At 47.3% G+C, this 13,319-nt stretch carries 10 protein-coding genes; 8 read left to right on the plus strand and 2 right to left on the minus strand.

The window, feature by feature from the left end:
- Positions 1 to 172 precede the first annotated feature (172 nt).
- The 3 genes from AC4BAP_RS01280 (at position 173) to AC4BAP_RS01290 (ending at position 3,400) form a co-directional block, all read left to right on the plus strand.
- A complete protein-coding gene (locus AC4BAP_RS01280; RefSeq protein ID WP_490580801.1) occupies positions 173 to 796 on the plus strand; it encodes a rhomboid family intramembrane serine protease in 624 nt (207 codons plus the stop codon).
- An 84-nt stretch (positions 797 to 880) separates the two neighbouring features.
- Entirely contained in the window at positions 881 to 1,363 is a 483-nt protein-coding gene (locus tag AC4BAP_RS01285) for a fasciclin domain-containing protein (protein ID WP_490580802.1), read from the plus strand.
- A gap of 258 nt (positions 1,364 to 1,621) precedes the next feature.
- Positions 1,622 to 3,400, plus strand: a complete 1,779-nt coding sequence (locus AC4BAP_RS01290) for an SLC13 family permease (RefSeq protein WP_490580803.1) — start codon at positions 1,622 to 1,624, stop codon at positions 3,398 to 3,400.
- 510 nt (positions 3,401 to 3,910) lie between these two features.
- Here AC4BAP_RS01290 and AC4BAP_RS01295 read toward each other — a convergent pair.
- Positions 3,911 to 5,764: an ABC transporter ATP-binding protein gene (locus AC4BAP_RS01295; protein ID WP_490580804.1), complete on the minus strand. Its 1,854-nt coding sequence runs from the start codon at positions 5,762 to 5,764 to the stop codon at positions 3,911 to 3,913.
- Between the two features lie 153 nt (positions 5,765 to 5,917).
- Here AC4BAP_RS01295 and AC4BAP_RS01300 point away from each other — a divergent pair, with 153 nt between their 5' ends.
- The 5 genes from AC4BAP_RS01300 to AC4BAP_RS01320 all read left to right on the plus strand — a co-directional run bounded on the left by AC4BAP_RS01300 (position 5,918) and on the right by AC4BAP_RS01320 (position 11,613).
- A complete protein-coding gene (locus AC4BAP_RS01300; RefSeq protein WP_490580805.1) occupies positions 5,918 to 8,545 on the plus strand; it encodes a DUF3857 domain-containing protein in 2,628 nt (875 codons plus the stop codon).
- 156 nt (positions 8,546 to 8,701) lie between these two features.
- The gene (locus tag AC4BAP_RS01305) at positions 8,702 to 9,556 is read left to right on the plus strand and encodes a TonB family protein (RefSeq protein ID WP_490580806.1); all 855 of its coding nucleotides are present in this window, start codon (positions 8,702 to 8,704) and stop codon (positions 9,554 to 9,556) included.
- A 66-nt stretch (positions 9,557 to 9,622) separates the two neighbouring features.
- Entirely contained in the window at positions 9,623 to 10,567 is a 945-nt protein-coding gene (locus AC4BAP_RS01310) for a hypothetical protein (protein WP_490580807.1), read from the plus strand.
- 50 nt (positions 10,568 to 10,617) lie between these two features.
- Positions 10,618 to 11,130 (plus strand): hypothetical protein, encoded by a 513-nt coding sequence (locus tag AC4BAP_RS01315; protein ID WP_490580808.1) that lies wholly within the window; start codon positions 10,618 to 10,620, stop codon positions 11,128 to 11,130.
- Positions 11,131 to 11,151: 21 nt separating this feature from the next.
- Positions 11,152 to 11,613 (plus strand): hypothetical protein, encoded by a 462-nt coding sequence (locus tag AC4BAP_RS01320; RefSeq protein ID WP_490580809.1) that lies wholly within the window; start codon positions 11,152 to 11,154, stop codon positions 11,611 to 11,613.
- A 650-nt stretch (positions 11,614 to 12,263) separates the two neighbouring features.
- On the opposite strand, the gene AC4BAP_RS01325 is transcribed toward AC4BAP_RS01320, so the two are convergent.
- Positions 12,264 to 13,313 (minus strand): glutathione synthetase, encoded by a 1,050-nt coding sequence (locus tag AC4BAP_RS01325; RefSeq protein ID WP_490580810.1) that lies wholly within the window; start codon positions 13,311 to 13,313, stop codon positions 12,264 to 12,266.
- Positions 13,314 to 13,319: the final 6 nt, after the last annotated feature.

The raw sequence follows: 13,319 nt of genomic DNA on the forward strand, positions 1-13,319 counted from the left end.
GCTTAATTGTTGATTGTTGGCTCACAGGTGTAATATTGGGTTTGTGAATTATCGTTTCAGCGCGATCAATTGATACAAGTCATACTTATGAGGCCATTAATAGTGAGAGTTAGAATAGGTGCCCAATTTTAACTTTCTAACTCTCTAACTTTTTACCTTTCTAACTTAGAACATGAGCGTTACAATTATACTTATCATCATAACTGTCGGGATTTCGCTATACGCATGGCAAAACCAGGACTTGATGCACAAGTGGATTTTCCAGCCATATGCCGTGCAACGCGATAACTCGTGGTACCGCTTTATTACCTCCGGGTTCCTGCATGCCGATTTCACGCACCTGTTCTTTAACATGTTCACGTTCTACTTCTTCGGCAGCAACGTGGAATATACTTTTACAGCTGTATTTGGCCCTACCACAGGCATTTTGTTTTTCCTGATGATCTACCTTGGGGCGATTGTGGTTTCTGATATCCCTACATACATAAAGCACCGCAACGACCCGCCTTACCGTGCCTTAGGCGCCTCAGGTGGAGTGGCGGCCATTGTTTTCTCCAGCATACTTTTCTACCCAACCCAGGATATCTACTTATTTGCAGCGCTTCCTATACCAGGCTTTATACTTGGGGTGCTTTACCTGGTGTATTCTTACTACTCCAGCAAAAAGATGGGTGATAACATAAACCACGATGCACACTTTTATGGCGCCGTGTATGGATTTGTAATCAGTTTGCTGCTGGTGCCAAAGGCCGGGCCTTTGTTTATTGAGCAGATTGCCACCTGGCGTCTTTTTTAAAGAGTTTATATAAAATACAGCTGTTGTTATGTGGCTGTAAGGTAGCAAGTTGCGTATAAGTGCTAGGAACCAGTACTTATACCTGTGAAAGCAATCCACAAAACCACCCTTAAAACCCTTTTATCTGTAGCGATTCTCTTTATGAATGTGCCACAGGTGGCTGCGCACCAACTGGCTTTTGTGGCACAGGAGCGTGTTACCATGCTGCAATATATCATAGAAAACCAGCCTGTTTTAGGTGAACTGATTGCTAAGGCAGGACTTGCGCCCATCTTATCCGGCGATGCAGCCTATACTTTTATGATGCCCTCAGAAGCAGATTTAAACAGTCTTAAAAGTGAGCCGGCACAACGCATCAGAACCATACTTTCAGGACATATCTTAAAAGGCCGGTACCTTGAAAGCGATTTAAAAGATGGTGCCTCCATAGAAACGCTGGCAGGTACTAAGGTAACCGTATGCCGCAAAAAGGACTATACATTAGTAAACGGCGTGCAAATTGTGGCTCCAAACACCGAAGTTAAAAATGGTATCATTCATCGGTTATCAGGTACTATTAAAGTATAAACCGGCTTCTGTTTCGGCTGTAAAGTATAAATCTGTAGTAGTGTAGGCGCACCGCGCATGATAGTGCCAACTGTGCTGTAAATAAGCTTTAAATGCTTGTATTGAGCTGAATGCTCATAAAATTTCCCGGAATTTTATAGCCTTTATACTTTATAGCCGTATGCCTGCATAACAAAACCAATGAAATCAGATGTATATAGCTTAACTTAAACCTGTTACAGGTTCTCTGCTCCTATACAATCGCCTGATACTGCACCTATGACATATGAAATTGCCATAGTATTGGGTATTATCACACTTGCAGTTATACTTTTTATAACTGAGCGGTTTTCTATTGATACTGTTGCCATGATTATTATGGTACTGTTCATGGTAACAGGCATACTCACTCCCTATGAAGGCCTTGCAGGGTTTAGTAATCCGGCTACTCTAACAGTAGCTGCCATGTTTATAATAAGCTCCGCAATTTTTAAATCGGGGGCTTTGAGCAGTGTAGGAGTAATGCTTACACGCATCGGCCGCAAAAATTATCTGCTTTGTCTGCTTTCGGTAATGCTGGTGGCAGGGGCACTCTCGGCTTTTATAAACGATACGGCCGTTGTGGCACTGCTTATGCCAGTGGTGATACAGGTAAGCTACGACATAAACACCAGCCCGGCCAAGTTGCTTATTCCGCTTTCTTTTGGTGCCTTAATGGGAGGTGTGTGCACCCTGATCGGCACCTCAACGAACATACTGGTTAGTGGCATTGCGGAAGCACAGGGAGAGGAGCCGCTTCAGATGTTTGAGTTTACGAGAGCGGGTATCTGGTTTTTGATAACCGGGGTCTTGTACCTTTTTTTCATTGGCCGCCACCTGTTGCCCAACCGCAGGGTACCCAAAGACCTGGCAGAAACATTTAATCTGGGTGATTATGTCACAGAGATCGTTGTGTTGCCGGAATCATCGGCAGTAGGTGTGCCGCTTGAGAAAGTGCAGATCGTGAAAGACCTGGACATAGAAGTGATGCAGGTAACACGCGACAAGCAAAAGATTCAGGTGTTCCCGTCGCTGGTACTGCACGCAAACGACGTGCTGAAAGTGCGCTGCAACGTGGACAAGCTGAAACTGCTGAAAGAGGAAAAGGGGATATTGCTCAAATCTGAACGCAAGTTTAAAGACAAAGACCTAAGCCTGAACGACCGGAAATTCTATGAAGCCATTGTTACACCCAACTCTTATCTGGTAGGCAAATCGCTGAAACAACTCGACTTCAGGACTTACAACCACGGGGCCTCCGTACTGGCCATCCGGCACCGTAACGAGATCCTGCACGAAAAGCTGACCCACGTAAAGCTTTCCTCCGGAGATGTTTTGCTTATTGCTGCCAATGAGTTCCAGGCTGTCAAACTGAGGCAGAACGACGATATCCTGTTGATCTCCCAGACAGAACACAGCCATTACAATTATAGCAAGATAATTCCGGTGATGATCATAAGTGTACTTGTGGTGATAACGGCCGCCATGAACCTGGCGCCTATCGTGCTGTCCGCTTTAACTGGTGTGGTACTGCTTATACTTTTTAAGTGTATCCGGGTAGATGAAGTATACAAAGCCATAGACTGGAAGGTGATCTTTATGCTGGCCGGGGTGCTGTCGATGGGGGCGGCACTGGAGAAGACCGGCGCTGCCAAACTGCTGGCCGACTACCTGATCTACGGGGTGGGAGAGTACGGGCCTCACGCGTTGCTGTCAGTGGTTTTCTTCATCACGTTTATGTCTACTAACTTTATGTCGAATAACGCTACGGCTGCTTTGCTGGCCCCCATTGCCATTGTTACGGCTCAGGAAATAGGGGTTAGCACCAAACCCTTTATCATGGCCGTAGCCTACGCAGCGTCCCTTAGCTTCATGACACCCATGGGCTACCAAACCAACACCATGATCTACGGCCCCGGCAACTACCGCTTCTCCGACTACCTGAAAGTAGGCACTCCGCTAAATATTATCTTCTGGATTCTGGCGTCTATTATACTTCCAATGTTCTTTCCGTTTTAGGCATGTTCCACGTGGATAGATGCTTGAGAAATAAAGTTATTACATTTCTATCTAGCTGCAGTTTATCCTTAGTTTTACTTACTTATCGTTTCACATCTGTCTTTGATGCGCTCAAGGTGGGGGTAGGGGCCCTCTTTAAGCGTGGCCTCGCCTTTTGGCATCGCGCTGTGTACCTGAAGCAGCCGGGGGTATGGGCTCTCTTTAGCTCTGCTCTGGCTGCCCTAGCGGGCACCGGAACAGCTACAAGGCGCTCTTTATCGAGGGTCCCTTCCCCCACCCAAAGGCTGGGATTGACACTTCTTAGTAAAAGGCTATAGAAGCTGGCTAGCAAGTATATATTTTTAATGGCAGATACACCCCTCCTGTTTTTAGGAGGGGCTGGGGGAGGTAATTCCCCTCTCGAGAGGGGCTAGGGGTGTGTTAATCGTTCACCGAAAGCTCATAAACTAGTACAATCGAGAACTAAAGTTCACATCCACTCATCCACACAAACACTCATTCAAAATTAAATTACAAATACCCCTTCGCCTGAAGCTTAAACAACTCCGCATACTTGCCATTTTGCGCCAGTAATTCCTCATGAGAGCCCAGCTCTTTTAGTTGCCCCTGCTCCAGGAAGAGAATTCTGTCGGCCATGCGTACCGTGGAGAAGCGGTGAGAGATAAGCACAGCGGTTTTGCCCTCGATCAGCTCAGAGAAGCGCACAAAAACCTCATGTTCTGCACGGGCATCCAAGGCAGAGGTAGGTTCATCAAGTATCAGTAATTGGGCATCGCGCATATAGGCTCGGGCAAGCGCTACTTTCTGCCACTCACCCCCCGAAAGCTCCACACCTTTGTTAAAGCGTTTTCCCAGCACTTGGTCATACTTATCGGGGAGGCGTTGTATCACCGGGTCAGCCAGGCTTTTGTAGGCAGAACTCTGAATACGTTCCTTATCTGTAATGTTACTGATCTGGCCAATGGCAATGTTGTCTGAGGCCGTCATCTGGAAGCGTACGTAATCCTGAAAAATGATGCCTACCTGGTGACGCAGGTCATTCAGGTCATACTTGCGCAGGTCTGTGCCATCCAGAAGTATACGGCCCTCAGTGGGCTCATAGAGCCTTGCCAGCAATTTTACGAGGGTGGTTTTTCCGGCTCCGTTCTCACCCACCAAAGCCAGTTTCTCACCTGCCTTCAAATGAAAACTTAAATGCCTTACTGCCCACTTTTCGCTGTTATGGTATTTAAAGCCGACATCCTCAAACGTGAAGCCCTGCTTAATAGGCCGTGGCACTTTTAAAGGGTTTGCAGGTGGCGTGATCTGCGGCCTCAGCTCCAGAAAATCGAAAAGGTCCTGCAAGTATAAAGCACTCTCCGCAATCTGAGAGAAACGGGTCATGATGCCCTGCAGCAACCCGCGCATGCTGCTAAAAGAACCAGCCAGGAAGGTGAGGGTACCCACCGTAATGGCGCCAACCACTGTCTGGGTAAGTATGAACACATATGCCCCGTAATAAGCCAGCGTGCCGATACTGGAAAGCATGCTTCCCCACAGGGCGCGTCGCACGATCAGGCTTTTGTTAAGGCTGTAATAGCGGTCGGAGAGTTGCTTAAAGCGGCTGGCCAGAAACCCGGAGAGGTTAAAGGTCTTGATCTCTTTGGCGGTTTCGTCGGAGGCGCCAATGTAGCGCAGGTAGTCCAGTTCACGGCGTTCGGGTGTCCAGGACCGGGAGAGAGAGTAGGTACGCTCGTTAAAGTATGTTTCGCCCAGAAAAGAGGGAATTACGGCCACGAAAAGTATAGCCAGAAGCCACGGACTGAATGTTATAAGCCCGACTGCCAGGAAACCGATCGTAACAATATCCTGCACCTGCGATAATACCTGCGACATAAGCACTACACGCGTTACCGTTTGCCGGCGTGCCCGCTCCAGCTTATCGTAAAAGGTGGCATCCTCGAACTGTGCCAGGTCCAGGGTGGCGGCATGCTCTATTAATGCTACCGAGGTTTTGTTGGAGAAGAGGTCGCCCAGCAGGCTGTCCAGCAGGGTAATGCCGCGGTTAATGATATCTGAAAGTATAGCCAGGCCCAATTCCAATGCCACCAGCCCCCACAGGTAAGTAAGGTTGCGCTCGCCGGTCACGTCGATCAGCCGTATCACCTCATCGATGATCAGTTTGCCCACATACAGCATGGCCAGCGGCAACGAGGCTTTAACCAGTCGCAACAATAGGTTGCCAATGGTCATGCTTTTACTGGTGTTCCAGATCAGCCTGAAAAACTTGGGCAGGTTCTTAAGTGCCCCTACCTGTTCTTTAAAGCTCTTTTTATCCCCGCTTGTTTTAGCTGCTGCTCTTACTCCTTTATGCTGTTTGCTCATACTTATACTTTAAACGCTATTGCCATAGCACAGGCTGTACCTATACCGGCAAGTATGCATAATGTTTTTGAGTTAAGCGACTGTGAGGTAAAAATTTGGTTAGCTCATAACACTATTTATACTATATTTAACAGAAATTTATCCTATAGCTATATGAAGCATTTTTACCACGAAAACAGACTTAGACCCTTATCTTTTATACTTTTAGCTTTTCTATTGCTGGGTCATTTTTCGGCCCTGTCTACTCCGCGAAACGTGACGGCTGCCCCAGAGCCTGCCTGGATAAAAAAACTGCCGGACCGCACCCAATCCAAAATTAAACCAAGCGATGTGAACAGCGGCGTATACTACCTGCTGATGGACACGCAACTGGAGGTGGAGAAGCAGGAAATCTTTTACCACAACGTATACAAGCTTACCACAGAAGAGGGTGTACAGAGCTATTCCGAACTGCGAATCACTTTCGATCCGAACCACGAGAAACTGCAGTTGCATAAAGTAGTGGTTTGGCGCAACGGCAAGCCCATCAACAAACTGGACCTGAATAAGGTAAAAACGCTTCAGCGCGAAAGGGGCATGGAGCAGAACATTTTCGACGAAACCCTGACGGCCGTGCTGGTGCTGGATGATGTTAGGGTGGGTGATATTATTGAATATGCTTGCACTATAAAGGGCGCCAATCCGGTGTTCGGGGGCAAGTTTTTCACATCTTTTAACCTGCAGTCCTACGACCCCATGGATGAAAGGCTTGTACGGGTTGTGGTGCCGCAGAACCGCAAGATCAACTACAAGCTGTTCCGCACAACTCAGAAGCCGGTTATTGAAACAGCCAGCGGAAAAACCACCTATACTTGGCACCTGAAAGACCTGCCGGCCACCGCCGTAGACGATGACACACCAGCATGGTACGACCCATATCCAGGCGTATACATGACGGAGTTTAACAGCTGGCAGGAAGTCGCAAAATGGGCCGCACCGCTATATAAGTTAGAGAAACCGAGCAAAGCACTGCAGGCAAAAATAGATAGTATAAAAAGCACTGTAGGCAGCGACGAAGGCCGCATAGTGGCAGCCCTGCGCTTTGTTCAGGACGAAGTGCGGTACCTGGGCTTTGAGGCGGGCATAGGAGGCTTTAAGCCAAGAACGCCCTCAGAGGTATATGCCACACGCTTCGGCGACTGCAAGGACAAAGCATTGCTGCTTACCACCATGCTCCGCGCCATGGACATCAAGGCAGCCCCGGCCTTAGTAAACTCAAACACACAGGAGCATATCCAGGACCTGCTGCCATCGCCGTATGCCTTTAACCATTGCATTGTGCGCGTTGAGCTAATAGGGGAGAAGGTGTTCTGGTATGATGCCACCATCAGCAAACAGCGCGGCGACCACAAAAGCACATACCTGCCAAACTATGGCAAGGCACTGGTAATCGATGCTGGCACAAAGGGATTAACCAAAGTAGTGCCTCCCGCCTTTAACAGGCCACAAACCAAAGTAAAGGAGATCTACTATGTTAACGATTTTGATGGTGCAGTAGAACTGGAAGTGCGCTCTGAGTATAGCAACTCGCAGGCAGACTATATGCGCAGCTATTTTGCCACCACCAGCATTAAAGATATTGAGAAAGATTACATTAACTTTTATGCCACTGCCTACCCCGAGATTGAGCTGATCAACGAGATCGTGTTTGAAGAGGCCGCCGACAATACTTTTATTGTGCTGGAAAAGTATAGAATTGAGAATTTCTGGCAGGCGCAAAAGGGACAGGACAAAGTGGTGGAGGCATGGTTTGCGCCACAGGTGCTGCGCAGCTACATTTACCAGCCAAGAGCGGGCAAGCGCACCATGCCGCTGGGTCTGGGGTACCCCCTTTGGGTAGAGCAAACCATTACGGTACTGCTGCCAGAAGCCTGGACCATAAACAACGAGAAACAGCACATCGACGATGACGCGTTTAGTTTCAGGAAAACAGTTGAGTACAGCCCTTCCGGAACAGAACTGAATATTTACTATATCTATGAGCACAAACAGGACCATGTAACGGCAGAGGCCACGCCTGCTTTTCTGCGTAACCAAAAAGCGATGTTGGACGAGCTGAACTATGGCTTAACCTACAACACAGGTTTTACAGCAGGCGGAGGAATGAACTGGCTGATGTTCACTTTTGCGGTGCTGGCATTCTGCGGAGCGTGCTTTGGTGCTTACAAAATATACTACTGGGATCCGCAACACCCTGATGGCAATGCCATTTACTACGGGCAAAGTATAGGCGGCTGGCTGATAGTGGTTGCCATTGGCCTGGTAACAGCACCCATCAGAATTCTGGTAAACCTAGCAAATGCAAGTTATTTTGATGTAGCCGTTTGGAACAGCCTCTTGGATGTGTCTTCGATATCCTACTCGCCGGCACTGGCCGGAATACTGGTGTTTGAGGTTGTGGTTAACACAGCTTACCTGGTTTTCACGCTGCTGCTGATATCCCTATTCTTTAAGCGCCGAACCAGCGTGCCAAGACTGATGACCTTATTTTACTGCCTGGGGCTTGTGTTTCTTGTGTTTGAGTATACGTTGATGAGCGGCCTGAACCTGCCACTTGGCAATACTGCAAGCACCATGGGTGAGGCTATAGGCAATTTTATTGTTGCAGCCATCTGGGTTCCATACTTCCATCTGTCAAGCAGAGTAAAGGAAACATTCGTAGAGCGGCTATACCCGGAACAGGAAGAAGCTATTGAGCAGAAGGAGGAAGTACTTCAGGAAGTCGGCGCCTCAGATTATTAAAGCAAATTATACTTGCCTGCAGCTACCATTTCCGATGATAACACCGGCATTGATGGCTGCGGGCTTTATACTTTGATCAGAATAGCCTCTGTATCTATTTACTTAAAGAGGTATAGAGAACTGATTTACGCGCATTTTAACAAAACAACTTAATAAATGAGATTATTGTCTTTCATGCTGATAACCTTGATTATCAGTTGCCTGGCCGTAGCTGAAGGTGCTGCACAGGTAAAGCACGCCATCTATTACGATGCTGAAAAGCGTGTGATAGATGACTTTAAAGCTGCCAAGTTTATGGAGGTGATTGAGCGTGAAAGCGATCAGGTTGAGCACGGCACCATTAAGCTCTATAAGATCATACCCGATTCCACTAACTACAGGCTCATCAAAATGGGCTCTTATACCTCGGTGTTTCATCCCCGCAAGGCACACGGGCAAGTAATTTCATACTACCCTAATGGTAAAAGGCAAAGCCTGCAGACCTACGAGAATGGCACACAACATGGGTTGGAAATGGAATGGCATGAGAATGACAGTCTAAAGCATATGATTGGCTACAAGCAGGGCAAGTATGATGGTGAACTAAAGGCATTTTACAGCAGCGGTAAGCTCAAGCGTGAAGAGTTGTACAAGGATGGCGAACAAATTTATGGCAAATGCTATACTGAAGACGGCCAGGAGGCACCATTTGTAGTATACAAGGAAGCCCCCCAATATCCGGGAGGTGAAAAAGCATTGCTAGCTTATTTCAGTAAAAGTATGTCGTTTACCATGAGCCGTCCTCCTGCTGTGGCTACAGGCATCATCGTTGTGAGCTTTGTTATAGATAAGGACGGTACTATTAAGAATATCCAGTTGCTGAGGAGAATGGAAGACGATTTTGACAAAAAGGCATTGCGCTTTGTAAAGAAGATGGAGCCGTGGCAACCAGCAACATTTGAAGGGGAAAAAATAAGCACAGAGTATGTGATGCCATTGCGATTTACAACAAGGCAAAATAGTATAAATTAGCTTAACAGTTCGGAGTGCCGCACTGGGTAAAGTATCCTAAACATTATAAACCTTGAAATCAGAAGTATGAAAGCAACGAAAACAACCCTGCTGGCACTGGCCGTTTGCTATGGCCTTGGCAGCTGCACCACTGGTATGTATTCCAGCGTAAACGACAGGATTTCGGAGGTGCCTACCGTGCCACACGAAAGAGACGTAGAGCTATACTTTGCCGGTGAGTGGCCAAAAGAGGAGTATGTAAAAATAGCGGCGCTGGAGGCACGCGGAGGCGAAAACACACGTTATGCGCAGCTCATACTAAAGCTGAAAGACCAGGCCCAGAAACATGGAGTAGATGCCATTGTTATACAGAACAAGGAGTTTATATCGGATGTCTCCGCGATTAGTTCATCCAGAACAATAAGCACGACAACTACCAGCGAACTCCACGGGATTGCCGTGAAGTATAAAAAGAACCTCGACCTGAGCCGCATGCCGAAGCAGCAGCAAATACAGGTATACAACACACATGCACAGACTTTTGAGCCCCTGCTTAACCTGCACCTGAGTTATGGTGGCGCTGTAACCAGCCATGAGGAGTTGCAGCCGGATGCCATGAAGTTCTATAACACTTATGCAAAGCCTTATTCCGTGTATGCCTTGCTTCATGAGCAAAACCAGTACTGGAGTTCCCATGAGCAAAAAGGATACATTACTGCAAGGCAATTGGTTCGGAACGGCTCTATCCTGAAGAGTGTGCAGGTGGAGTACACCCCTCAACGTCAAATCAGTAAAATCACGATAGAGGAGCCTGGGGCTAAAAAAGAACACATAGATTATAAGTATGATGCCGACGGCAAATTGACAGCACGTTACATCTACCGCGATAACATTTTGTTCTTGCAGGAAAAGTATGCCTACAGCCCAGCCGGAATGATCGAGCAGGTAAAACTCTACACTTCCAACGAGCAGGGAGAGATGCCTTTACTGCAAAGCACCTTTGCATATTATACTTTACAGGAAGTGAGATAGCTGTAAATTAGCTTATCTTAGGGTTTTCAAACCTTACAACCCTAAAAACTATGAAAAAGCTGTTAACAGCGTTATTTTTTGCCTGCACGCTTGCCTATACTTCAGTTGCACAAACCAGGGTGCCGCAAGCAGATGTGGCTACTGTGGAGGCCATCGTGAATGCCGGCCTGAAGATCATCTCGGGGCCAAAAGACCAGCCACGCGACATGGAGCAGTTTAAAGCATTGTTTTTGCCGGGTGCGCAAATGGGAGGTGTGTTCTTTAAAGGAGACAGCAGTTTCGTGCGTGTTTTTACAGTTGAAAGCTTTGCCGATAAAAACGGCCCGGTATACGCCAAATTAGGGTTTTATGAAAACCAGCTTAGCTTAAAGGTTGAGCAATTCGGAAACATCGCCACTGCGTTTCAGGCATATGAAACACGCTTTGGCAAAGACGGAAAGGTGGAAGACCGTGGTGTGAACACATACCAGCTGGTGTATGACAAAGGCCGTTGGTGGATCGCCAGCCTGATGTTTACGCCGGAGAACCCAAAGAACCAGTTACCTAAAAAGTACCTGAAATAAGCTTTTAGCAGTAAGTATAGTATGACCAGGTATCTACTCTATTTCCTGACGGGGTTTGCCCATGCACTTGTTATACTCATTTACAGGGGCTACATGGGGATAGAGCCTACTTTATACTCTACCGTGGCGCTTGTAAGTGGTATGGTGCTCTTTGGCATTGTTTCGTGGTTAAAGCTGTACCTGGAGCGCATCGGGGCTGTTATGGCCATACTTTGTGTGCTGGCCATTGTGCCCTGGACCATAGACGCCGGCCGTAAAGTACTTGCCTACGATGCTTTCTTGAGTGGTGTGCTTTTGATCGTGCAGGGAGTGCTGCTGTTCTTTTTACTGGCTACTTTTTTTACCAGCCTGCGCTATGTGTTTAGTAAAGGCTCCTGGCTTACGGGCACCTCTACGCCAGGTGTGGCAGGCAAGATCATCTTTTCAATTATACCCATTGCCATCATCGTTACCTGGCTCCTGATCATGGGCAAGGTTCAGTAAACCAGAACTATACCTATACAAAGCAGCAGCGCCCGGCCAAAGGTCGGGCGCTGCTGCTATATGTCTAACTTAAAATTTTTGAGAGGTATACCCCTCTATATTAATGAGAAAAGCCCTGCCGAAGACGACGGGGCTTTTTCTCACCTTAAAACAAACTAAACTAATCTAAACTTTAACTAACCTTATCTTTAGTAAATATTACTTCTAAACCTGTGTCTGCAGCCTTTTGAGCAATATTTCAGCTCCGGCATTATGCAGTTTGAAAAAGAGATGCAGAAAAAATATCGCCAATTATTTGCAAGTATAAAAACTTGTGCATATATTAGCTTTCCGCAATACCGTCCCTCTCAATTCGGGTGCAAAATTAGTCTTTTGTTTTCTTCTTGCAAAGAAAGCCTGAAATATTTTTTAAAAATTTTTCAGGCCGTAAATTTTTTAGCTTTAAATCGCAGTAAATCAGTGTGTTGTGTTTCAGGTTAAAGCTGGAAAAATTTTGTGTGGAACCTCACATAAAAACAAAAAAACAGATGTAACATTGGGTGGATGACTAAATGCCTTGTGTTAGCAAGCAATAGACTCAAATAAAAAATTAAAGCGGACAGGAGACTTACCCCTGTCCGCCTTAATTTTTTATCTGTAAAAGAACTCTATCAGATCATAGCCACAGTTTTGTTGTCTATCTGGGTGCCGTAGGTTTTCTTGTAATGCACCTTGCGCTCCAGGGCTGCTATTACAGGCTCCGAAAAATCCACGCCTTCCAGTTGGCTGGCCGTAGGCATGGCACCTGGGCTAAACACGTTTATCTCCATCAGCTTGTCGCCTACAATATCAAGGCCCACCAGAAACATACCGTCTTGTATCAGTTTGGGACGCACGAGTTCAACCAGGTCCAGCATACGCTTGTTTACTTTGGCGGCGACGGCTGTACCCCCGGCGTGTATGTTGCTGCGGATATCGTCGGGGCTGTTTACACGGCGTATGGCGCAGTATTTTCCTTTGTGCATCAATGCCTCCCCGTTCATCACAAACAGGCGCACATCGCCTTCTGCGGCCTCTGGCAGGTACTCCTGGGCAATAACGTAACCATCCCGGCTGATCGCCTCCACGATCTGGTTAAGGTTGGTGGAGTCTTTCTTCTTGACCATAAACACACCTGAGCCTCCGGAGCCTTGCAGTGGCTTAAGTATGATGTTGTTCTTTTGCTGATTAAAGAATTCCTTGATCTCTTCTTTGTCGCGGGTAATGAGGGTGCGCGGCCTCACCTCCTCCGGAAAATGCTGGAAGTACATTTTGTTAACGGCATCGGAGAGGGAAGTGGGGTCGTTGAGCACGATTACGCCATGGCGCATGGCAAGCTGCCCGAAAATAATACCCGCATTCTGTGCCCAGGATCGGCCTTCCGGTTCTGATGACGGGTCGTTCCGAAGTATGAGTACGTCTAGTTCACGGGCCGTTACCCGCACTTTTTTAACTTTCTCGCTGTGAATATAATCTATGAACGTGGCCGGAGATTTATACTTGTGGTTAGCGTCTGCCTGCACGGCCATGGCGCCCATGTAACCATCGGGGTAATAGGCCAGGTCGCCGACGCCCATCAGGTACACGGTGTGGCCTGCATTGTGCAGGCGCTGTGCCAGGAAAATGGTGGTATAGATTGCCTTTTCAGTTTCAATGTTATTTACTACAAATCCTACTGTCATGTGGGT

This window comes from Pontibacter sp. GD7 (assembly GCF_058216375.1).

Coding starts and splice junctions, on each gene's coding strand:
- AC4BAP_RS01320 (WP_490580809.1), top strand. CDS start 11,152: ATGACCAGGTATCTACTCTATTTCCTGACGGGGTTTGCCCATGCACTT.
- AC4BAP_RS01315 (WP_490580808.1), top strand. CDS start 10,618: ATGAAAAAGCTGTTAACAGCGTTATTTTTTGCCTGCACGCTTGCCTAT.
- AC4BAP_RS01295 (WP_490580804.1), bottom strand. CDS start 5,764: ATGAGCAAACAGCATAAAGGAGTAAGAGCAGCAGCTAAAACAAGCGGG.
- AC4BAP_RS01290 (WP_490580803.1), top strand. CDS start 1,622: ATGACATATGAAATTGCCATAGTATTGGGTATTATCACACTTGCAGTT.
- AC4BAP_RS01310 (WP_490580807.1), top strand. CDS start 9,623: ATGAAAGCAACGAAAACAACCCTGCTGGCACTGGCCGTTTGCTATGGC.
- AC4BAP_RS01305 (WP_490580806.1), top strand. CDS start 8,702: ATGAGATTATTGTCTTTCATGCTGATAACCTTGATTATCAGTTGCCTG.
- AC4BAP_RS01280 (WP_490580801.1), top strand. CDS start 173: ATGAGCGTTACAATTATACTTATCATCATAACTGTCGGGATTTCGCTA.
- AC4BAP_RS01300 (WP_490580805.1), top strand. CDS start 5,918: ATGAAGCATTTTTACCACGAAAACAGACTTAGACCCTTATCTTTTATA.
- AC4BAP_RS01325 (WP_490580810.1), bottom strand. CDS start 13,313: ATGACAGTAGGATTTGTAGTAAATAACATTGAAACTGAAAAGGCAATC.